Below are 23724 nucleotides of genomic sequence, written 5' to 3'. Positions count from 1 at the left end.
GATATTAATTAGGAGGGCGTATGAAAATTTCTGAAATTGTTGAATTACAAAGAAGTTATTTTAATAGTGGCAAAACATTAGATATCAATGTACGAATAAATGCATTATTAGACTTAAAAGAAGTATTAATTATGCACGAAGATGAAATACTAGAAGCACTCTATAAAGACTTAAATAAAGATAAAATGGAAGGTTATTTAACTGAAACATCTATGGTTATAGACGAAATTAATTATGCAATAAAGCATATAAAAAAATGGACAAAAAAAGAAACAGTTAAAACCCCTATTTCACAATTTCCAAGTAAAAGTATAATTTACAAACAGCCTTACGGCATTGTATTGATTTTATCTCCTTGGAATTATCCACTTCAGCTTTGCTTAGCCCCACTTGTTGGAGCTATTGCTGCTGGTAACTGTGCTATTTTAAAGCCATCAAGGAGTAGTAAAAACACATCACGTGTCATAGAAAAAATAATTAATGAACACTTTAAAAAAGATTTTCTTTATTGCATTGAAATGAACAGTAAAACTAGCTACGAAGAAATTCTTAATGAAAAGTATGACTATATAATGTTTACAGGCAGTGAAAGAATTGGGAAAGTAGTCATGGAATCAGCTGCAAAACATCTTACACCTGTTACTTTAGAATTAGGCGGAAAAAGTCCTTGTATTGTTGACGAAACTGCTGACATCAAACTAGCTGCTAAAAGAATTGCTTGGGGTAAATTTTTAAATGCTGGTCAAACTTGCGTTGCTCCAGACTATGTAGTTGTTCAAAAATCTGTTAAGAATGAACTTGTTCAAAATTTAATTTATAGTATAACTGAACTATACGGAAAGAACTCATTAGAAAGTAAACATTTACCTAAAATAATTAATGAACATCATTTTAACAGACTATTAAATCTCATAAAAGATGAAAAAGTATTGCACGGTGGTTTGTTTAGCAAAGAACTGAACAAAATTAATCCAACAATAGTAGATGATATAACATTCAAATCACCAATTATGCAAGAAGAAATATTTGGACCACTTTTACCTATAATTGAATATGAAGATATCAATGACCTTATTGATAGATTTAAATCAATGCCACATCCTTTAGCTCTGTATCTATTTACAAAAAATAAGTATACAGAAAAAAAAGTTATTGAAAATGTAATTTATGGTGGTGGATGTATAAATGATACTATAATTCATTTAGCAAATCATAATTTGCCATTTGGTGGAGTTGGTTCAAGTGGAATGGGTGGCTATCATGGAAAGCACAGCTTTGACACATTTTCTCATAAGAAGAGCGTAATAAAAAAATCTCTAAAGATAGATATAAAGTTAAGATATGCACCTTATTCTGAGGAAAAATTAAAAAAAGTACGTAAAATTCTTAAATAAAAGGCTCTTTAAGTCTTTGCGGCAAAGAAAACTACATTAATTTTGTAATCACATTGCGTGTAGGATTCCGTTTTCTTTTTAGCATAGATTATTCAGAGAAATTAGATAGTCATAGCAGTAAAAATTAGTTAAAACTATGTAAAGGAACTAAATAAAACAAAGCACAGAATGGAAATATCATTCTGTGCTTTTTGTTTTTAATTTTTTTATTTTGCTTCCATTAATGTAACTTCATTTACTTTATTAGCTTCAACTAATATATTGTCATATGTTTTTTCATTAACGATAATTGAGTATACTCCATCAGGTAAATTAGTAAAATAAAATTCATTTTTACCAATAATGCTTTTTATACATTCAAAATTATTATCATTGTAAATTTTTATTTCCTCATCCAATAAAATTTCATCACTATCAATAGTTCCCTTCAAAACATTAGTAGCTGTTTTGAAATACATTTGAATGTCTTCTCCATATAAATCACCATTTTCAAATTCAATTGAATTTTTAGGTATGTACACACTATAATATGTATTCAATTCAAGTTCTTCTTGAGGAATTACCAAAAATGCATTTTTATCTGTGCTGCCAGGCTTACATATTACATCGAACCTCTTTCCTTTATTGTCTAACAAAACTACTTTTGTTACATCAACTACATTTTTAGTAGGAGCATCAAACATTATATCCATATAATTCCACATTAAGTAGCTATCATCTTCATACTGCATAGGACTATAATTTAATATCTTGTGTACACCATCAGTGTTTTTAAAGTTATATTTATTGTTATCCTCAGGATTATTTATATTATTATTTTTAATCGTTAAATCTATCCTTCTAGTTTCATCATCCCAATTTACATCAAAACCTGTTAATTCGGAAATTGATTTTAATGGTACATATGTTGTTTTATCATAAACAAAGTTATCTGTTGAAACTTGCTTTCCTTCTACAAAAATAGTAACACTATTAAACATTGCTTTAATCGTTTTAGATATTCCTTGTCCGAATACAGGTGTTAAACTTAAAACAACTAAGGAAATGACTAAGACAATCATAAAATTTCTCTTACTTTTCTTCATATTTTTCCTCCAAAACTATTTATAATAAAATCATAGCACAAACGTTTTCCATTGTAAAGGCTTAATGTTATAATGCACCAGTATGCAATATCTCATATACTTTTATAACATAAATTTAGACAAAAAAATCCACATTTTCATGTTGATTTCAGCTTGTCAAAAAATAAAGCTAGCCTATGAAGCAAAAAGAAAACTACATTAATTTTGTAATCACATTGCGTGTAGGAAATTGTAACTTCAGTACACTCCATAATGGTCAAATGTGCGGGATGGGGTACAGGTCAGTCTACCTTGACCAAAGGACATTACGTTTAACTTCGTACAATTTCAGCTACACTACATGAATGTTACAAAATTAAATCCGTTTTCTTTTCTAAATAGTCATACTGAAAGCATTGAAAAATTAGCAAAAACTTGTAGCTAATTCAACTAATATATGGTGAAACATAATAGGGTGACAAAATAGTTTTAATACAACATTTGTATGGAAAGGAAATCGCAGAAGAAGTAAAAATAAACATTGCCTACAGATGGTTTTTAGGATATCTGATGAATGAACCAACGACGCATTTTTCAACAATCAGCTACAATGAATCTTAAAAGCTTGCAATTCACAGGTGAAAGGACCTTAATCCTTCAACCTACTTTACTTGTTTTTTAAATTTTTTGACTGAAAATATGAAATCCACATTTTCATGTGGATTTTTATATCAATCTATTGATTTTTAAGAATTACATCGTGTGCTGAGCCTTCGTTTATACTTGTTGATGATACTAAACAAAGTCTTGCTTCAGCATGCATTTGAGCTATATTTTTACAACCACAGTTGCACATTGTTGATTTTACTTTGTGAAGAGTGATTCCTAAACCGTCATCAAGTGTTCCTGCATATGGTACGTATGAATCAACACCTTCTTCAAATTGAAGTTCTTTTTTACTACTTCCAAGGTCATATCTTGCCCAGTTTCTTGCTCTGTTTGAACCTTCACCCCAGTATTCTTTAACATAACCACTTCCTAACTTAACCTTAGCAGTTGGACTTTCATCAAATCTCGCAAAATATCTGCCAAGCATTAGAAAATCTGCTCCCATAGCAAGTGCTAATGTTACGTGGTAGTCATGTACAATTCCACCATCAGAACAAATTGGAACGTAAATTCCTGTTTCTTCAAAGTATTCATCTCTAGCAGCTGCAACTTCTAATACAGATGAAGCTTGACCTCTGCCTATACCTTTTTGCTCACGAGTGATACAGATAGATCCTCCACCTATACCAATTTTAACAAAATCAGCACCAGCATCTGCTAAATATCTAAATCCTTCTCTGTCTACAACGTTACCTGCTCCAACTTTTATGTTTTTATCATAATTTTTAATCCAAGCTATAGTATCTTTTTGCCATTCACTATATCCTTCTGAAGAGTCTATACAAAGTATATCTGCTCCAGCTTCAACTAATTGTGGAACTCTTTCTGCATAGTCTCTAGAGTTTATACCTGCTCCAACTATATAGCTTTTATTTTTATCCAATAGTGATAATGGATGCTCTTTATCATCTGAATAGTCTTTTCTAAATACCATGTAAACAAGGTTGAAATCCTTATCTACTATTGGTAATGAATTTAACTTGTGTTGCCAAATTATATCATTAGCTTCTTTTAAAGTTATTCCTTCTTGACCTACAACTAAATCTTCACCTTTAGTCATAAAGTCTTTAATTTTCTTGTCTAATGAGTCTCTTGTTATTCTATAATCTCTACTTGTTACAATTCCTGCTAATTTACCATCTGGTGTACCATCTTCTGTTATAGCCATTGTAGAGTGTCCTGTTTTTTGTTTTAAAGCTAATACATCTTCTAGTGTATTTTCTGGTGTTAAGTTAGAATCACTGATTACAAAACCAGCCTTATATTTTTTTACTTTTCTAACCATTTCAGCTTGTTCCTCAATAGTTTGAGAACCAAATATAAATGAAACTCCACCATTTTTAGCCAATGCTACGGCCATATTATTGTCAGAAACTGATTGCATAACTGCTGATACTAAAGGTATATTTAAACTTAATTCAGGTTTTTCACCTTTTTTATATCTTACTATAGGTGTAGATAAATCTACATTCTCAGGAATACAATCTTTTGTAGTTAAATTTGGTATTAATAAATACTCTCCAAACGTTCTTGATGGTTCTTGTATAATCTTTGCCATTGCTTAATAATACTCCTTATTTTCTTTCGTTCTTTATAATTTTCTTTATAGATTATCATATTAATACAAGTATGTCAACACAACACAGCTAAATATTTATAATAATATTTTTTTGTGTCATTTTCATTATTTGTTTATAGACATCTATGTAAAACATTTCTGTGCTTTTATAATAAAGATATATTTTCTGTGCTTTTATCATCATTTACTTTTATATTTGTATTATCTTCTATATTAGTTTGTTGTGTTTGACTAGATATGTCTGATATATCATTAAATTTACAAGATGTTAAAAACAAAAAGAAAATTGTTGTTACTGCTATTGCAGTAAGTTTTAATTTATCTATTTTCATTTTCATCCCTACTTTTGTTTTATTTCTTATAGCAAAATGAATTATATCACTAATTACATATTTTTCAAGCTTTTTTTACATAATATTCTTGTAATTTTATTTTAATCCGTATCAAATAATAGAAATATATTAATTTTTATTATATAATGTATTTAGTTTTACAATAGCTACTAAAGAGGATAATAATGAGAAATATAAAAATGTTAATAGAATTTGGCTGTGGAAGAACTGATGCTGGTGTTCATGCTCTGAATTATACTGCGAATTTTCATACTAATTCAAATATGGCAACCGAAAAAATGTATGACTACTTATACAAATATTTGCCCGATGACATACAGGTTAAATCTATTAAAGATTGTAGTGAAAGATTTCATTCAAGATATAATGCTTTAAATAAGACTTATTTATATAAAATATATAATTCAAATTATCGAAATATATTTAGTAGAAGGTTTGAATATAATGCAATAGAACCTTTAGATATTGATAAAATGTTAGAAGCTAGTAAATTTCTTGTAGGTACACATGATTTTCAGAGCTTTACTACATTGAAATCTAAGAAAAAATCTACTATAAAAACTATATACTCCATAGATATATTAAAAAAAGGTAATAATATAGACATTGAAATTAATGGGAATTCATTTTTATGGCATATGGTTAGAATAATAGTTGGAACACTTTTAGAGGTAGGTAAAGGAAATATAATTCCTACAGATATTGAAAGAATTTTAAATGAGCGTAAAAGGCAAGAAGCTGGTCCAAATGCTCCTGCACATGGATTATTTTTAAAAAGGTTGAATATTAATAATAAATTTAGAGAGGTGTTTTTTTATGAAAGTATTACTTATTAATGGTAGTCCGCACAAAAATGGATGTACTTATACCGCATTAACTGAAATTGAAAAGGAACTAAATAAGGAAAACATTGAAACAGAGATATTCCAAATTGGCAATAAACCTATAGGTGGTTGTACAGCATGTGGTGGTTGTTCTAAAACAGGAAAATGTGTATTTGGCAACGATACAGTTAACAACGTTATCGAAAAGATTAAAGATATTGATGGTTTAATTGTTGGTTCACCCGTTTATTATGCATCTGCAAACGGTAGCTTAATATCACTTTTAGACAGAGTCTTTTATGCAGCTAGTGATTATTTGAAATACAAACCAGCAGCTTCAATAGCCTCTGCAAGACGTGCTGGAACTACAACAACATTGGATGAGCTTAACAAATACTTTACTATTAATAATATGCCTATAGTTTCAAGTCAGTACTGGAATATGGTACATGGTAATAATGCTGAAGAGGTTATAAAAGACTTAGAGGGCATGCAAATCATGAGAACTTTAGGCAAAAACATGGCTTGGCTCCTAAAATGCATTGAAGCTGGTAAAAAACAAGGTATTAATATTCCCGAAAAAGAAGAAAAAATCATAACAAACTTTATAAGATAATAATATTTAAGTAATACTATGTAAAAGTAAAGCGACTAATTTATGCTTAGCCGCTTTTTTTTATACCTATTTAAAGAAAAATCAAAAAGTTATTTAGTTTTTTTAGTTTTTTTACCTGCAAATGTCAACAATACTCCCAATGCTATTGATAAAAGTGCAGCTACTACTAATCTAAATTCTGGTGGTAATAAAAATACTATTGTGTGCGCTGGAATCCAGAAAAATGGTATTGTTTTAAATACTACAAATGTTATAAATCCGTACCAATCTACTTCTTTTACTGCTTGACTTATTGTAACCTTATCTTTACAACTACATTTTAAATCAACCAACTTATCTGTTACCTTGTGTGTTCCCATCATTACTGGTCCAAATGTTAAATTCATAAATGAGCTTGTTAATAAAGCTAAAACAAAGCCTTTAAATCCAGCTAATGTAGCATTATCGACTAAAAGTCCACTCACACCTGTATTGAATAATTTAAATGCAAGACCTATTCCCATACCAAACACTCCCCAAATTAACACTTTAAATATGAAACCAGTTGGTAACTTCCATTCCTTTTTTGACAACCTTATGACTAATAGTTCTCCCAATGGAGCAAGTAGTGCAAATTTTACAAATGCTGACAGATAAGTATGACTACCTGTAAATTTTATGAAAAACTTAGTAGTAAGAAAAAATACAAAAGCAACAACCGCTGCTATCCATAATATATCAAATATCTTATTTTTCTTCAAAATACCCTCCTAATTTCATTTCTAATTTAATTTCTACAATAGTTTACCATAATATACAGCGAATTTCAACACAATGCACTACACCAAATACAAAGTACAATCTGTTTCACACTACTGCTACAACTATATATACCTCTTTACACATTCTATTAATTTATATATAATGGTAATAATATAAAATGAAAGATGAGGGTTTACAAAATGAAAATTTCTCAATTAGATAAAATGGGTGTTACCCTTTCAAAATTAGGATTTGGCTGTATGAGATTTCCTAATATTGATAATGTTATTGTGCAAGATGAAGTAGATAAAATGATTAAATACGCTCATGACAATGGCATAAACTATTTTGATACTGCATATGTTTATGGTGGCGGTAATAGTGAAATTGCACTTGGAAAAGCACTTAAGCAACTAAACAGAGAAGATTTTTACGTTACTGATAAAATGCCTTTGTGGGTAGCAAAAAACGAAGAAGATTTAGATATAATTTTTGATAAAGCTCTTGAAAGATTACAGCTTGATTATATTGATTTTTACTTACTTCATGCACTTGACAACAGTGTATACGAAAAAATAATCAATTATAATGTAATTGATTGGGCTAAGAAAAAAATTGCAGAAGGTAAAATTAAGCACCTTGGTTTTTCAATGCATGACGATTATGACTTTTTAGTAAAAGTATTAGATTTATATGATTTTGAATTTGTTCAAATTCAGCTTAATTATTTAGATATAATTGACAGACCTGGACTTAAGGGGTATGAAGAATTAGAAAAACGTAATATACCGGTTATAATTATGGAACCTTTAAAGGGTGGCTTACTTTCTGATTTAAATGACAATATTGCAGCTCCATTCAGAGAATTAGGTGGCTCAAATGTTAGCTACGCATTTAGATGGTTAGCAGAGAAAAAGGGTATAGCTACTATTCTTTCAGGTATGAGCAGTATGGCTCAGCTTAAACAGAATATTGAAGTATTTAAAAACCTTTCACCTTTAACAGAAGAAGAAAACGAAGCTATATTGAAGGTTGAAAAGAATGTTATAAAATTACAAAAAGTTAAGTGTACAGGTTGTGGGTACTGTATGCCATGTCCATTTGGTGTTACTATCCCAGAATTGTTTAAAGCTTGGAATACTAAATCAATGAATCAAAGTACCAACTGGATTTCTGGAACTGATATAAATTACGAGATAGCAGAAAAATGTAGGAATTGCAAAAAATGTGTTCGCTTATGCCCTCAACATATCAATATTCCTCAAATGTTAAGACAATTAGTATCAGAAAAATAAGAAATATTATAAAAGGCACTTCACAAGTTATATAAAATGCCTTTTTGTTAACAAACTAACAGGGATTAAATATAATTTAATCCCTGTTTCTATATGTTTTTTATTTATTGTCTTTCTGTAAGCTCTAATAATACACCCAATGATGATTTTGGATGGCAGAATGCTATTTTAGCTCCACCAGCACCGTATCTTGGTTTTTCATCTAACATTCTCATGCCTTTTGCTTTCATATCTTCTATAGCTTTTTCAATGTTATCAACTCTTAATGCAACGTGTTGAATTCCACCTCTTCCACCATTTTTTTTAATGAATTTTGCTATAGGTCCATCTGGTTCTGTTGACTCTAATAGTTCTAATTCGCTATCTCCACAAGGCAAGAATGCAACTTTAACTTTTTGGTCTTCAATAACTTCTGAGCCATTAGATTTTAATCCTAATACTCCTTCATAAAATGCTAAAGCTTCCTCTAAATTTGGTACTGCTATACCAATATGATCTACTCTATTAATATTCATATTAATCCTCCAAAATTTATTTATTTAAAACGCTTAAGAATTCATCTCTAACTTCATAAACATCTTTTTTCTTTTCTAATATTTCATCGACTTTTTGGTCAAGCTTATTTTCACTGTCAGCATGTTTAATTACTATTTTTCTAAGCTCTGTTTCAATCATCTCAACAACTTCAATTTTTGCATTGTGATGTTTTCTTTCTCTTAATTTTCCAGTTTCTATCAAATATTCTGTATGTTTTTTTATTTCTTCAACTAATTCATTAATACCTTCATTTTTATTGGCTGTAACCATAACAACAGGTGGACGTCTATCCATATTTTGATTTAAATCTAGCATCATATTTATTTCTGTAGCTGTTCTTGAAGCACCAAATAAATCACTTTTATTTACTACAAATATATCACCTATTTCCATTATTCCAGCCTTGATTGACTGAATGTCATCTCCAAGTCCCGGCACCATAACCATAACTATTGAATCAGCTGTTTTGATTATATCTACCTCTGATTGTCCAACTCCAACAGTTTCAATAAATATATAATCAGCACCGTATGCATCTAATACTTTAACTACATCTTTGGTTGATCTAGATAATCCACCTAGATAACCTCTTGTACCTAAGCTTCTAATAAACACATTTTTCTCAAGTGCTAAATCCTGCATACGTATTCTATCTCCCAAGATTGAACCACCTGAATATGGACTGGTCGGGTCTATAGCTACAATACCTACTTTTTTACCATCTTTGATAAGTTGTTTTACAAGTTTATCTGTAAGTGTACTTTTCCCTGCTCCTGGAGGTCCTGTAATTCCAATAACATGTGCATGACCTGTACGCGAATGTATTGCCTTAATTATATTTTTAGCATCCTCTTCGTCATTTTCTACCATAGTAATAAGTCTTGCACAAGATCTTTTATCTCCAGTAACCATTTTTTCAATTAATTCTGTTAATTCCATCATATCACCCCACACGATGTAATTTAAATGAAAATCCGTCTATGACGGATTCTCATTTATCAATTATTATTTTCTTTTTATATGTGTATTAATATAATCTATTGTTGTAGTTGTTGCTGTACCTGGTGTAAATACTTCATCTACTCCAGCAGATTTAAGCGCTGGTATATCATCATCTGGTATAACTCCGCCACCGATAATCAATACATCATCCGCACCTTGAGCTTTAAGCAAGTCAACTACTTTTGGTAGTAAATGATTGTGTGCTCCTGATAATATACTCATTCCTACAACGTCAACGTCTTCTTGGATTGCAGCAGCAACAATTTGCTCTGGTGTTTGTCTTAATCCCGTATATATAACTTCCATACCAGCATCTCTTAATGATCTTGCTATAAGTTTAGCTCCTCTGTCGTGTCCATCAAGACCCGGTTTAGCAATTAATACTCTAATTGGTCTGTTCATTTTATATCCTCCATAATTATTATTCATCGTTAGCATAAGTTTTCAAATAAATTACTTTAAAATAAAAATATTTTTTTAAAAAACTCTATCCTTCAATATTAAGTCTTAACATCAATTTGTTTACGACAAATTGTGTTAAACTATAATAAAACAGCGTGTTCGTATTCACCAAATTCTTCTCTCATTACACCGCAAATTTCTCCAAGTGTTGCATATTCCTTAACTGCAGTTAAAATATATGGCATAACATTGTCTGTACCTTGGCAAGCTTTTCTCAATGCTTCTAAAGCTTCTTTAACAGCTTCATTATTTCTAGATGCTTTTACGTCTGCGATTTTTTTCTTTTGCATTTCTCCAACTATTGGATCAACTCTTAATAATCCTTTTGGTGCAGCTTCTTCTACTTGGAATTTGTTAACTCCAACTACTATTCTATCTAAAGATTCTATCTCCATTTGGTATTTGTAAGCAGAATCTGAAATTTCTTTTTGTATATATCCTAAATCAATTGCTCTTGGTGCTCCACCCAATTCATCAATTTTGCTGATGTATTCCATAGCTTCGTCTTCGATTTGTTTTGTCTTAGCTTCTATATAGTATGAACCAGCTAATGGGTCAACTGTATTTGTAACACCTGATTCATAAGCTACAATTTGTTGAGTTCTAAGTGCTATTTGAACTGATTCAGTTGTTGGTAAAGCTAATGCTTCATCTCTTGAATTAGTGTGTAATGATTGAGTTCCACCTAAAACTGCTGCTAATGTTTGAATAGCAACTCTAACTATATTGTTATCTGGTTGTTGAGCAGTTAATGTACATCCACCAGTTTGAGTATGGAATTTAAGCATCATAGATTTTGGATTTTTTGCGCCGAATCTTTCTTTCATGATTTTTGCCCATAATCTTCTTGCAGCTCTATATTTAGATATTTCTTCTAGTAAATCATTGTGAGCATTGAAGAAGAAAGATAATCTTGGAGCAAAAGTATCAACATCAAGACCAGCCTTTATAGCTGCTTCTACATATGCAATACCATCTGCTATTGTAAAACCAACTTCTTGAGCTGCTGTTGAGCCAGCTTCTCTAATGTGGTAGCCTGAAATACTTATTGTATTCCATTTTGGAACTTCTTTTGAGCAATATTCAAAAATATTTGTTATTAATCTCATTGAAGGTTCTGTTGGGAATATGTAAGTTCCTCTTGCTATATATTCTTTTAGAATATCATTTTGAATAGTTCCTCTTAATTTATCAGCAGATACTCCTTGCTTTTCAGCAACTGCTATATACATTGCAAGTAATACTGATGCTGGAGCATTGATTGTCATAGATGTACTAACTTTATCTAAAGGAATACCATCAAATAATATTTCCATATCTTTTAATGTATCTATTGCTACGCCAACTTTACCTACTTCACCTTCTGCTAATGAATGGTCTGAATCATAACCAATTTGTGTTGGTAAGTCAAATGCAACTGATAAACCTGTCGAACCTTGCTCAACCAAGAATTTATATCTTTGGTTAGATTCCTCAGCTGTTGCAAAACCTGCATACATTCTCATTGTCCAAGGTTTACCTCTATACATTGTAGGTTGATATCCTCTTGTAAATGGATATTGTCCTGGATAACCTAATTCTTCATCATAATTTATATTTTCAACATCTTCTGGAGTGTATAATCTATTTACTACATCTCCTGAACCTGTTCTGAAAGTTTCTTTACTCTCAGGTCTTTTAGCTAATAATTTGCCTAGTACATTTTGTTCCCAAGCAGCTTTTTTTTCTTTGTCAAACATCAATTGGTACCTCCCTATTATATACTTTTTGTGATTGACTTTTGATTATAAAATTTTAACATGTTCATTGATAATATAATCTATTTCAAGCATTTTTGCAAGTTTTTTTGCACAAATGACTTCTTTATTTTAATTCTTGCATTAAAACTTGTAAGACTTATTATATTAAATTCTAAAATTGCGTAATTTCAACAAATAATTAAATTAGTAACAAATTATAATTGCTATTATTCGCATAATTTTTTTGCGATTTTTCAACTACTTTTATTTATAATTTTCTTTATACTCATTCATTTTTTTTTCTAAATATAAAATAAATTCATCAAGTTCACTATAAAATTTAGTCTTATCTGGTATAAGTTCTTTTGTAAAATTATTAAATTCTTCATCAAGTTCCGACATAATTCCTGTTACTAAATCATAGCCCTGTGGTGTTAATACAAGCAATTTTCTTCTTCTATCGCTCGGGTGACTTTTTCTAATAACGTAGTTTTTTTGCTCTAAAGAATCAACAGCATAAGTCATTGTCTGTCTTGGCAAAAACAAATGGTCAGCTATTTGTGAAGCTTCCACTCCTTTTTCATCAGCATAAAGTTCTACCATAATCAATATGTTGACAATATTCAATTGCTTCAAACTTGCCCATCTACAACTTAAATTATACATTCTGGCTAACTGTACTGCATGTTGCATCGATTCAAAATTTTCAAAATTTTTAAAATTATTTACCATTTTTTATTACTTCCTCTTGATTATTTCATAAAATATATTATAATTAGTATTAACTTGGGATAATATTAATTAGGATTATTAATATTTAGTATTATATATGTTAATACTAATAAATATTTAATCAAATGTCAATATTATTTATATATAGAAGGAGTGATTATTTTGAGTAGCTTTGTTAAGTTTTCAAATGTATGTAAATATTATAAAATGGGTAATCAAACTATAAACGCAGCTGCCAACATCAATTTTGAAATAAATGAAGGCGAATTTTGTATAATTGTAGGGCCTAGTGGTGCTGGAAAAACAACTGTGCTAAATATGCTTGGTGGTATGGATAAATGTGATACTGGAAGTATTATACTCGATGGAAAAGATATAAGTAAATTCAACAATAAGAAACTTACAAAGTACCGTAGATATGATGTAGGATTTGTGTTTCAATTTTATAATTTAATTCAAAATCTTACCGCCTTAGAAAATGTTGAAATTGCAAGTGAAATATGTAAAAGCCCTTTAAATGCTGAAAAAACACTTGAACAAGTAGGTTTGAAGGAAAGAATTAAGAACTTTCCCGCACAATTATCTGGTGGAGAACAGCAACGTGTTTCTATTGCAAGAGCTTTAGCTAAAAATCCTAAAATACTACTTTGTGATGAACCAACTGGTGCACTTGATTACAATACTGGAAAATCAGTACTAAAGCTTTTACAGGATACATCTAAAAACACTGGTAAAACAGTTATTGTAATAACTCATAACCAAGCCATAACACGTATGGCTGATAGAATTATAAAAATCAAAAATGGAATGGTTTCATCGAATGAGATTAACATAAATCCAATGTCTATTGAAAGGATTGAATGGTAAATGGGTAAATCATACTTAAAAAATATATGGAGAGATATTTATAAAACATTCAATAGATTTTTAGCAATTCTTTCTATCGTTGCTTTAGGTGTTGGATTTTTAGCTGGGCTAATGGCGACTACACCTGATATGAGAATTTCTACAGATAATTATTATGATAATACTGATTTTATGGATATTAGAATAGTAGGTACTCTTGGACTTACACAAAATGATGTTGAAAGGTTAGAAAAGATTTATAGTATAGATAAAATAATGCCTTCATATACATATGATATTCTTTTAAATGGACCTAATATAGAAACATATGTAACAAAAATACATAGTCTTGCAGCAAGCAATTCTGTATATTTAAATCAAATTGAAATTGTTGAAGGAAGAATGCCTAAAAATGCAGATGAAATATTAGTTGAATACAAAAGAAATATGAAAAATACACTTAAACTAAATGATATATTGACTTTATCAGCATCTAATAAAAATTTAGACAATGTTTTAGAAGTTAATAAATTTAAAATAGTAGGCTTTGTTAATTCATCTTATTATTTTTCTGATGAAAGAGAAGTAAGTACAGTTGGAAATGGAACTGTTAATTTAATAGTTTATGCTATTGAAGACAGTTTTTCTCTAGAAGCATATACTGATATTTTTCTAACTGTAAATGGTGCTAAAGAATTAAATACATTCTCTAATAAATATGATGATTTAATAAATAAAACAGCTGAAATAATTGAAGACATAGATGAAATTGAATATCCTAAGTGGTACGTACTTGACAGGCATTATAACGCTGGCTTTGAAAGCTTTAATCAAAATGCAAATAAGGTAGAAGCTATTTCGAAAGTATTTCCAATATTTTTCTTTTTAGTAGCAGCACTTGTGTCCTTAACAACCATGACAAGAATGGTTGAGGAAGAAAGAATACAAATTGGCACTCTTAAAGCATTAGGATATGGGAAAGTAATTATTGCAGCTAAGTATGTATTGTATGCAGCAATTGCAAGCATTTTAGGGTCAATTATTGGTTTAACAGTGGGTTTTAAGCTTTTTCCTACTGTTATTTGGAATGCATATGAAATGATGTATAGACTTCCTCCTTTGATTACAGAATTTAACACAAAGTATGCATTGTTTTCATCACTTTCAGTTATATTGTGCACAATTATTGCAACTATTTTTGCTTGCTATAATACCTTTGTTGAAAATCCAGCTCAACTTATGCTACCACGTGTTCCAAAGGGTGGAAAAAGAGTTTTTCTTGAACACATTCCACTTATTTGGAACAAAATGAAATTTTCATACAAAGTTACAGCAAGAAATTTAATTAGATACAAAAAAAGATTTTTTATGACTGTTATTGGTGTTGCAGGTTGTACAGCTTTACTATTAACTGGCTTTGGACTTAGAGACAGTATTGGAGATATAATTTATAAACAATTTGGTGATATATTTAAATACAATTTAATTGTTAATTTAAAAGAAAAAAGTTCTATAGAAGATTCTCCTAAACTTACTGAACTTCTTAATAACAAAAATTTAATATCTGATTATACTAAAATACACCAAAAGAAAATTACTGCAACATCTAAAAACAATAACAATACAGCTACTCCAAGTATAACAGTTTTTGAAGACTTAAATAAAATAAATGATTTCATTTCATTAAGGAACAGAAAAACAGGCGTACCTATAAAATTAAATAATAATAGTGTAGTAGTTACTGAAAAGTTAGCTGAAAAGTTAGATATAAAAATTGGTGATTTCATTATTTTAGAAAATAATGATAAACATGCATCTCAATTTACAGTTACTGATATAACTGAAAATTATGTATATGGCTACGTATACATATCTAAAGGAACATATATAGATGCTTTTGAAACGGAGCCTACGTTTGATATTTTAATAGGTAATATTATTAATGATGATAATGTAACCAGAGATAAAATTGCAACTACACTGCTAGAAGAAAATAAAGTTAATACAATTAATTTTACAAATTTACTAAAAACTGATTATTCTAACTTACTAAATAACATTGATTACATCGTTATTGTAATAATATTCTGTGCAGGACTTCTAGCTTTTATTGTACTGTATAACCTAACAAATATTAATATAACCGAGAGAATTAAAGAAATAGCTACAATAAAAGTTTTAGGATTTTATGATAATGAGGTTGCTGCATATATATACAGAGAAACAATAATATTAAGTGTTATTGGTGCACTGAGCGGACTTGTTGCTGGAATATTTTTACATCGATTTGTTGTTGCTACGGCTGAAGTTGAAAATATGATGTTTGGTAGAACTATTTCTCCTGCAAGCTATATTTATTCATTTGCACTAACAATGTTGTTTAGCATAGTTGTTAATATATTTATGAATAAAAAACTTAAAGCAATAAATATGGTTGAAAGCATGAAAGCAAATGATTAAAATTTATTAATAAGGAGCACTTTATTAGTAAGTGCTCCTTTCAATAAATACTAGCTAAGAATTTTAACAAACTTTTCATAACAAAAATCGCATATTTGCTCAAATGTCATTGCTTCTCTTAGACAATTCTGTTTTTTCTCATTATAATGATTTAATGTAGAGCTTATTGCTAAAAAAGCAAACATAATATCTTTTTCTTCTACATTTGTTGAAATAATCTTTTCTTGCTGTCCTTTTAGAACAACCTTTATAATTACATTAACTATTTCTTTTTTAATTCCTAGAAGTTCACTTTTTATTAGGTCTTCATATTCACTATTGAGCTTATAAGTTCTTGCACTAAGTAACATCATACCAAATAGCGGTCTGTTTTCAATGATTATTTTATTTACCGACTGCATTATTTTGTAGAAAATTTCTTTAAAACTACAATTTTCAACACTATCAATAGCGCTAATTAGAACTTTTTTTTGCTTTTGCGCAAAGCTTGTTACTGATTTTGCAAATATTTCATCTTTTGAATCAAAATACTCATAAACTGTTCCTTTGCCTATATTAGCTTTCTTAGCAATATCTATTACCTTGATATTGCTAAGTGTATTACCTTCTTTAAAAAGACTTAATGTTGCTTCAAATATTTGCTCTTTTTTATCGTGCATATTCACACCTTCATTATCTATTTTCTTTTTTATCTCTTTTAAATATATAGTACATCGCTGGTATGATGAATAATGTTAATATAGTAGAGTAAATCATTCCACCTATTGTTGTTATAGCCATTGGTCTAAGTATTTCTGCTCCACTACTTCTGTCAAATGCCATAGCAATTAAGGCTATAATAGTTGTTAATGCTGTCATAAGTATTGGTCTTAATCTATTTTTTGCTGCAATTAGCAATGCCTCTTTTTTGTTATACCCTTTGTTCATCTGTTGATTAGTATAGTCAACAAATACTATACCATTGTTTACAACTATACCTACTAGGACTATCAATCCTATCAAAGATATGATGCTTACAGGCATATTGCATATATACAATGCTAAGAATCCTCCTGTGAATGCAAGTGGTATAGTAAACATTACAATAAATGGCGATAATAATGATTGAAATTGTGCTACCATTACAAGGTATATAAATACTATTGCCAATGCTAGCATCAAAAATAAATCATTAAATGCATCTTTGATTGATTCCATCTCACCTGATATCTCAAATCTACATCCTTTAGGTAAATCTAGTTTATCAAGTTTTTCTTCAATTAAACTATTAATTTCTTTTATATTATAACCTTCTTCTAATGAAGCTGTAATACTAACATATCTTTCTTGACCTTTTCTTCTGATTGCTGAAAATCCTTCAGAATTTTCTATATCTGATATATCTCCAATTTTCACGCTATCTCCCATTGGTGATTGAATTGTTATGTCTTGTATTTTTTCAGATGTTATATTTATGTCTCTATCGTCTTTGACATATACACTATAATCAAAATCTTCTGCTGTTAATGTAGTAGTAACTGAATCAGATTTTATAGCATCGCTTATTGCAACATAAACCTGCGCAACTGTAAGTCCTTTTTCTATGGCTTTATCTTTATCTACTACAACTCTCATATCTTGACCGACCTTGCCTAACCCGTTATCAACCTCAGTTACGCCTTTTATAGAGCTGATTTCCATTCCTATATTTTTTGCTATTTCTCTTAATTCATCAAGCTCTCTACCGTATGCATTTATAACTATTTGACCAGATGTTAGCATTGACATATCCATATTTGAATTGCTAACTGTTACTTCAAAATTGAAGTCTTTTGTATTATTTCTAATTGTTTCTACAATATTCTCTGTTGATGCTTCCCTATCTTCATCAAGCAATACATATATAGTAGTTCCTGAACCAACCATATTCATAAAAGCATTTGAATTTTCTGTAGAGTTTGTCGTATCCATGATACCAACCGTTTGTATATCATCTATTGACAATAAAGTATCATTAAGCTTATCTAGTGCTTCAAATCTATCTTGTTTTGAAAATGTATCTGGCATGTTTACAGATACTGTTATATTTCCACTATCCATTGATGGAAATAAGCTAACATTAGATGAAAATGCCAATGTAATGCTTACTATCAATAAAGCCACTGCTAAAATCAATGACACCCAATTATATTTAAGTGATTTATTTAGAGCTTTGGTATATACATTAACTAATTTATCAATGATTGTTTTTTTAGACTCAATATTGCTTTTAAGCATAACACTTGATGCAGCTGGAACTAATGTTAATGCTACTACAAGGCTGGCAAGTAGTGAAAAACCTATTGTAAGTGCCATATCTGTAAACAACTGTCTTGTTATACCTTGCGTAAATACTATAGGTAAAAACACTATAACTGTTGTCAAAGTTGATGCAGTAATTGCACCTGATACTTCTCTTGCCCCTTCTATAGCAGCATCCTTTGCACTTTTTCCTTCTGAACGCATACGATAAATATTTTCAATAACAACTATGGAGTTATCTACTAACATACCTACTCCAAGCGCTAGCCCACCCATTGAAATCATATTCAATGTTATTCCTGAAAAATACATTAGCACAAAAGCACCTATAACACTAATTATTATTGATGCACCAACTATTAACGTTGGTCTTATTTTCCTTAAGAATAAATATAAGATTATAACTGCAAACAATGAACCAAGCAACAGATTTGAAATTATACGTTCAATCATTACATTTACATATTGTCCTTGATTCATTAATACATCAAACCTAATATTAGGGTGATCTATAATAATTTCATCAGCTTTTTTCTGAATATTGTTAGCGACATCTGCTGTTGAATAGTGTGGTTGCTTTTGCATAGCCAACATTATAGCATAATTGCCATTTATTTTTGAGTACATCGAATCTAAATTATCATATGTATTTAGGTTTGCTACATCTGACAATTTGATAGAACCATACTCTGGAATACTCATAATTACTAAGTTTTCTAGTTCTTTTATACTTTGAAGTTTATCACCAACTCTTAAAAGTTGTGTTGTTCCATCTTCTGAAGCTATAGAATTAGAAGGCATTGCAAAATTTTGTCCTTTCAGTATATTGCTTACTAATTCTTTAGTAATTTCCATCTTCTGCATGCCTTGTTGATTTGATGGCATTTGAGACTGTTCTTGTGATTGCTCAATATCAATTATTTGATTTCCAACCATCATTTCCATAGCTTTTTTTGCATAAAATTCACTTATATCAGCATTTACATTAGCTATTTTTTCTTTTGATAATGTAACGTCTATCATATTTTCAACCAAACCAGTAGTTGATACTGAAGCTACACCCTCAACACTTTTAATTAATGGTACTAATTTGTCTTCAATGTACGTAGCTGATTCTTCATCAGACATTCCTTCGATTGATGCTGACATAACCATTATAGGCATCATATCAGGGTTAATTTTCATTATTGCAGGGTTTCCTATTTCATCCGGAAAAAATGAAGAAACCATATCCAAATTCTCTCTTAATTCAATTGTAGCAGAATCCATATTAGTGTCTTCATTAAACTCTAATATAATAATTGACATATTCTCTGCTGAAATAGAATTAATATTTTTAATGTTATTAACTGAAGCCATCACCTGTTCTAATGGTGATGTAACTACTTGCTCCACTTTTTCTGGTGTTGCTCCTAGGTATGTTGTTGTTACTACTGCATATGGTAAGTTTACACTTGGTATTAAATCAATACTCATTTTTGTGTATGATACTACACCAAGTATTAAGACCAAAACAATTGCAACTACAACCGTATATGGTTTTTTTACACTGAATTTTGATAACATATTATTCTCTCCTTTTCCGACCGACCGGTCAGTTCTGATTATATTACTTACATGTTTTGTTGTCAATACAAAAATATTCCTTTTACATTACATATATTTCTATAATTAAACAAAAAAAGCTTTTTGCCTTGTTAAAACAAGAATCATATTAATCCTTATTTTAAACATCAACAAAAAGCCAAAAATGAGATATTTATATCTCATTTTATTTATTGAACTAATCTATCTATAATTGTTACTAATTTTGATATTTCAGGTTTCGATATTTGTTCATCTGCGCCTAAGTTATCCCCTTTATGCTTCATTTCCTCATTTATTAATGAAGAGAATATTATAACAGGTATTTGTTTTAATTCATTATCTTCTTTTATTAGTTTAGTAAGTCTATGACCATCCATCTGTGGCATTTCTATATCTGTTATGATACATGATACATGATTATGAATTTCCCCATGTTCTTTTAGCTCACAAAGATAATTCCATGCTTCTTTTCCATTATTAGTTTTTATAACATTTGAATAGCCAGCTTTATGCAATGAATCAACTATTAATTTAGATAAAAGCATTGAATCTTCGGCTATCAAAATAGGATAATTAACTCTTTTTCTTTCACCTAATGAATCTAGGTCACTAATTTTAATACTATTATCTGGACTTATATCAGCAACTATTTTTTCAAAGTCAAGAATTGTTATTAACCTACCTTCAAATTCCGCTATACCTGTTGCTACACCTTCTGTTCCACCATATATTGTAGAATCTGGTTTAGATATATTTTCCCAAGACATACGTTCAATTCCAACTACAGTGTTTACATGAAAAGCAACCCTCATATTGTTGAAATCTGCAATAATAAAGATATCCTTTTCTTTATTGGCTGATTCCGGTAAATTTAAATACTTTGGCAAATTAATAACTGTCATTAGTGTATCTCTAGGTTTAAATACTCCCTCAACATAAGGATGCGATCTTTGCATTGGATTGACATTGCTATACATCATTATCTCTCTAACCTTAGAAACATTGATGCCATAAATTTGGCCTGCAATAGTAAATTCCATAATACCAATTTCATTTGTACCTGATTCAAGTATTATATTACTTTTATTAAGTTCTTCCATTTGCTTTGCTCCATTCGTTTTAATAATATACTGCTAAATCTTATATACTTTAAATAGTTAATTATTATTAATATACCTAAAATAATAATACTCAAACATTTAATGTGCTATATATTTACCTTTAATAGTCATTATATCATTTTATTACAATTTTTACAACTTTCCTATGAATTTTTCATTTTCGACTATATATCTTTCATGTGTTCCTTCACCTATTTTTTTATCTTCATCAAATGCCTCTATACTTAAAACCAGTCGTTTTCTATCAATTTCTACTAGTTTAGCGATCGCCCATACTTTTTTACCTACTTTTGTAGCAGCTATGTGCTTAATGTTTAATCCTATACCTACAGTTGAAAAACCTTCTGGTAAAAAAGGTTGAACTAAATCCTTTGAAGCACATTCCATCATAGCCACCATCATCGGTGTCGAAAATACTTCTAATGTTCCACTTCCAAGTTTAATCGCTGAATCATCTTTTGTTACAACTTTTTCAAATTTATTTGTCAAGCCTATCTTTAATTTCAATTCCATTTTGGTCTCCTAATATTGTTATTTTAAAAAAAGAGACTTACGTCTCTTTTTTAACACTCAGTCATTAATTCTTCAAATTCTTTTCCTGAAATTGTTTCTTTTTCAAGTAGACTCTTTGCTACTTTGTCAAGCTTATCAGTATTATTATCTAATATCTCAATTGCTCTATTATATGCTTTGTCTACAATAGCTCTTACTTCGTAATCAATCTTAGCAGCAATTTCTTCACTATAATTTTTTACTTTATTAAAATCACGTCCTATAAACACTTCGTCATCGCCTTGACCATAATTTATAGGTCCTAAAGCATCTGTCATTCCATATACTGTAACCATATCTCTAGCTATTCTTGTAGCTCTTTCAATATCATTTGATGCTCCAGTTGATATATCATCTAAAATCAGTTTTTCAGCTACTCTTCCACCCAATAATCTAACAATATTTTCTTGCATTTCGCTCTTAGATGCATAGCTCCTATCCTCTTTTGGTAAATACCAAGTAAACCCACCAGCTCCGCCTCTTGGAATGATTGTTACCATGTGTACTGGATCCAAATTAGATGATAATCTAGCAACAACAGCATGACCAGCTTCATGGTATGCAGTAAGTTTTTTCTCTTTTTCACTAATAATTTTGCTTTTCTTCTCTGGACCAGCAATAACTTTTGTTATAGAGTCTTCAATTATCTGCATTGGAATTGTGGATAAATTCTGTCTTGCAGCTAATAATGCTGATTCATTCATAAGATTTTCTATATCTGCAGGAGTAAATCCTGGTATTCTTCTTGCTATAACTTCTAAATCCACATCTTCTTCAATAGGTTTTTTTCTACAGTGAACCTTTAGAATTTCAACTCTAGCTTTTAAATCTGGTACTCCAACTCTTACCTGTCTATCAAATCTACCTGGTCTTAATAACGCTGGATCTAATACGTCTGGTCTATTTGTAGCCGCTATAACTATTATTCCTTCGTTAGCTCCAAATCCATCCATTTCTACCAGCAACTGATTTAAAGTTTGCTCTCTTTCATCGTTACCACCACCAAGTCCAGCTCCTCTTTTTCTACCAACAGCATCAATTTCATCAATAAATACTATGCATGGAGCATTTTTCTTAGCTTGTTCAAATAAATCTCTAACTCTAGATGCACCAACACCGACAAACATTTCAACAAAATCTGAACCACTTATACTAAAGAAAGGTACTCCAGCCTCACCTGCTACAGCTTTTGATAAGTATGTTTTACCTGTACCTGGAGGTCCTACCATCAATAGACCTGTTGGTATTCTTGCACCAAGCTTTGTGTATTTAGCTGGATTCTTTAAAAACTCAACTATTTCAATAAGTTCTTCTTTTTCTTCTTCTAAACCTGCTACATCCGCAAACTTAACTATTTTATCTGGATTATCCTCTTTATTTAATTTTGCACGACTTTTCCCAAATGACATAGCCTTTCCAGAACCACCACCTTGAGATTGTCTCATTATAATAAACCAGAAAACTCCAAGTAAAATTACCATTCCTATTGTTGGTAATGCTTGAAAAAAGAACGATGTTTTTGGTACTGGTTCACCTTCAACTGATATAATTCCTCCTTCAACCTGATCTGATATATATTTATCATAAAAGTTTGAAGTAAATATAATTATATTCGGTATATAAGCTCTAAAAGCTTTATCATCCCTAAAGGTACCTGTAACATCATTTTCTACAAATTTAATAGTTTTTATATTTCCACTTTCTAATTCTGTTACCAATTGACTATAACTAATAGATGCCGCCTTATCCATAGGCTTAACTAATGTATTGACTACAACTATTATTAAAGCAAATATTAATACATATATAGCTACACTCTTTGCAAAACCCTTCAATGTCTTCCTCCTATAATATTAAAATATTTTTAATAT

The 23724-nt window shown here is 29.9% G+C and carries 21 protein-coding genes; 7 read left to right on the top strand and 14 right to left on the bottom strand.

Annotated features, from left to right (window positions below; all coding sequences use genetic code 11):
* Positions 1-20: 20 nt before the first annotated feature.
* Positions 21-1394, top strand: coding sequence for an aldehyde dehydrogenase (locus tag JYG23_RS12695; protein WP_207236037.1), 1374 nt, complete (start codon positions 21-23; stop codon positions 1392-1394).
* Between the two features lie 206 nt (positions 1395-1600).
* Here the strand turns inward: JYG23_RS12695 and JYG23_RS12690 are convergent, their stop codons facing one another.
* Positions 1601-2479 carry a stalk domain-containing protein gene (locus JYG23_RS12690; protein ID WP_207236036.1) on the bottom strand — a complete coding sequence of 293 codons (879 nt, stop codon included), beginning with the start codon at positions 2477-2479 and terminating at the stop codon, positions 1601-1603.
* Positions 2480-2959: 480 nt separating this feature from the next.
* On the opposite strand from JYG23_RS12690, the gene JYG23_RS12685 reads away from it, so the two are divergent.
* On the top strand, positions 2960-3079 hold the full coding sequence (locus JYG23_RS12685; RefSeq protein WP_242631577.1) for a transposase: 120 nt from the start codon (positions 2960-2962) through the stop codon (positions 3077-3079).
* 115 nt (positions 3080-3194) lie between these two features.
* Here the strand turns inward: JYG23_RS12685 and JYG23_RS12680 are convergent, their stop codons facing one another.
* Both JYG23_RS12680 and JYG23_RS12675 read right to left on the bottom strand, forming a co-directional pair.
* The gene (locus JYG23_RS12680; protein ID WP_207236035.1) at positions 3195-4685 is read right to left on the bottom strand and encodes an IMP dehydrogenase; all 1491 of its coding nucleotides are present in this window, start codon (positions 4683-4685) and stop codon (positions 3195-3197) included.
* Positions 4686-4852: 167 nt separating this feature from the next.
* Entirely contained in the window at positions 4853-5038 is a 186-nt protein-coding gene (locus JYG23_RS12675; protein ID WP_207236034.1) for a hypothetical protein, read from the bottom strand.
* Positions 5039-5223: 185 nt separating this feature from the next.
* On the opposite strand from JYG23_RS12675, the gene truA reads away from it, so the two are divergent.
* Both truA and JYG23_RS12665 read left to right on the top strand, forming a co-directional pair.
* A complete protein-coding gene (gene truA / locus JYG23_RS12670; protein ID WP_207236033.1) occupies positions 5224-5895 on the top strand; it encodes a tRNA pseudouridine(38-40) synthase TruA in 672 nt (223 codons plus the stop codon).
* On the top strand, positions 5876-6499 hold the full coding sequence (locus tag JYG23_RS12665) for a flavodoxin family protein (RefSeq protein WP_207236032.1): 624 nt from the start codon (positions 5876-5878) through the stop codon (positions 6497-6499). The genes truA and JYG23_RS12665 overlap by 20 nt, the downstream gene beginning before the upstream one ends.
* Before the next feature lie 89 nt (positions 6500-6588).
* On the opposite strand, the gene JYG23_RS12660 is transcribed toward JYG23_RS12665, so the two are convergent.
* Positions 6589-7239, bottom strand: a complete 651-nt coding sequence (locus tag JYG23_RS12660) for a hypothetical protein (protein ID WP_207236031.1) — start codon at positions 7237-7239, stop codon at positions 6589-6591.
* A 201-nt stretch (positions 7240-7440) separates the two neighbouring features.
* On the opposite strand from JYG23_RS12660, the gene JYG23_RS12655 reads away from it, so the two are divergent.
* Positions 7441-8535 (top strand): aldo/keto reductase, encoded by a 1095-nt coding sequence (locus JYG23_RS12655; protein WP_207236030.1) that lies wholly within the window; start codon positions 7441-7443, stop codon positions 8533-8535.
* A gap of 104 nt (positions 8536-8639) precedes the next feature.
* On the opposite strand, the gene mce is transcribed toward JYG23_RS12655, so the two are convergent.
* The 5 genes from mce to JYG23_RS12630 form a co-directional block, all read right to left on the bottom strand.
* Positions 8640-9050 carry a methylmalonyl-CoA epimerase gene (gene mce, locus JYG23_RS12650; protein ID WP_207236029.1) on the bottom strand — a complete coding sequence of 137 codons (411 nt, stop codon included), beginning with the start codon at positions 9048-9050 and terminating at the stop codon, positions 8640-8642.
* A 16-nt stretch (positions 9051-9066) separates the two neighbouring features.
* On the bottom strand, positions 9067-10014 hold the full coding sequence (meaB, locus tag JYG23_RS12645; protein WP_207236028.1) for a methylmalonyl Co-A mutase-associated GTPase MeaB: 948 nt from the start codon (positions 10012-10014) through the stop codon (positions 9067-9069).
* Between the two features lie 63 nt (positions 10015-10077).
* Positions 10078-10476 (bottom strand): cobalamin B12-binding domain-containing protein, encoded by a 399-nt coding sequence (locus JYG23_RS12640; protein WP_207236027.1) that lies wholly within the window; start codon positions 10474-10476, stop codon positions 10078-10080.
* 140 nt (positions 10477-10616) lie between these two features.
* On the bottom strand, positions 10617-12275 hold the full coding sequence (locus JYG23_RS12635) for a methylmalonyl-CoA mutase (RefSeq protein WP_207236026.1): 1659 nt from the start codon (positions 12273-12275) through the stop codon (positions 10617-10619).
* Between the two features lie 264 nt (positions 12276-12539).
* Positions 12540-13007, bottom strand: a complete 468-nt coding sequence (locus tag JYG23_RS12630; protein WP_207236025.1) for a MarR family winged helix-turn-helix transcriptional regulator — start codon at positions 13005-13007, stop codon at positions 12540-12542.
* A 162-nt stretch (positions 13008-13169) separates the two neighbouring features.
* Between JYG23_RS12630 and JYG23_RS12625 the strand changes: the two genes are divergently transcribed.
* Together JYG23_RS12625 and JYG23_RS12620 are read left to right on the top strand one after the other, a co-directional pair.
* Positions 13170-13874: an ABC transporter ATP-binding protein gene (locus JYG23_RS12625; RefSeq protein ID WP_305848854.1), complete on the top strand. Its 705-nt coding sequence runs from the start codon at positions 13170-13172 to the stop codon at positions 13872-13874.
* Positions 13875-16313 (top strand): ABC transporter permease, encoded by a 2439-nt coding sequence (locus JYG23_RS12620; protein ID WP_207236024.1) that lies wholly within the window; start codon positions 13875-13877, stop codon positions 16311-16313.
* 50 nt (positions 16314-16363) lie between these two features.
* On the opposite strand, the gene JYG23_RS12615 is transcribed toward JYG23_RS12620, so the two are convergent.
* The 5 genes from JYG23_RS12615 to ftsH all read right to left on the bottom strand — a co-directional run bounded on the left by JYG23_RS12615 (position 16364) and on the right by ftsH (position 23688).
* Positions 16364-16972, bottom strand: a complete 609-nt coding sequence (locus JYG23_RS12615) for a TetR/AcrR family transcriptional regulator (RefSeq protein WP_207236023.1) — start codon at positions 16970-16972, stop codon at positions 16364-16366.
* Between the two features lie 13 nt (positions 16973-16985).
* Positions 16986-20159 carry an efflux RND transporter permease subunit gene (locus tag JYG23_RS12610; protein ID WP_207236022.1) on the bottom strand — a complete coding sequence of 1058 codons (3174 nt, stop codon included), beginning with the start codon at positions 20157-20159 and terminating at the stop codon, positions 16986-16988.
* A gap of 209 nt (positions 20160-20368) precedes the next feature.
* The gene (locus JYG23_RS12605; protein WP_207236021.1) at positions 20369-21280 is read right to left on the bottom strand and encodes a chemotaxis protein; all 912 of its coding nucleotides are present in this window, start codon (positions 21278-21280) and stop codon (positions 20369-20371) included.
* Between the two features lie 153 nt (positions 21281-21433).
* On the bottom strand, positions 21434-21814 hold the full coding sequence (locus JYG23_RS12600; RefSeq protein WP_207236020.1) for a thioesterase family protein: 381 nt from the start codon (positions 21812-21814) through the stop codon (positions 21434-21436).
* 50 nt (positions 21815-21864) lie between these two features.
* Entirely contained in the window at positions 21865-23688 is a 1824-nt protein-coding gene (ftsH, locus tag JYG23_RS12595; RefSeq protein WP_207236019.1) for an ATP-dependent zinc metalloprotease FtsH, read from the bottom strand.
* Between the last annotated feature and the right edge of the window lie 36 nt (positions 23689-23724).

The sequence above is a fragment of the Sedimentibacter sp. zth1 genome, from assembly GCF_017352195.1.
In the GTDB taxonomy this organism is placed as follows: Bacteria; Bacillota; Clostridia; order Tissierellales; family Sedimentibacteraceae; genus UBA1535.
The sequence above is the reverse complement of the archived record's forward strand: the minus strand, read 5'-3'. Positions and strand labels throughout refer to the sequence as shown.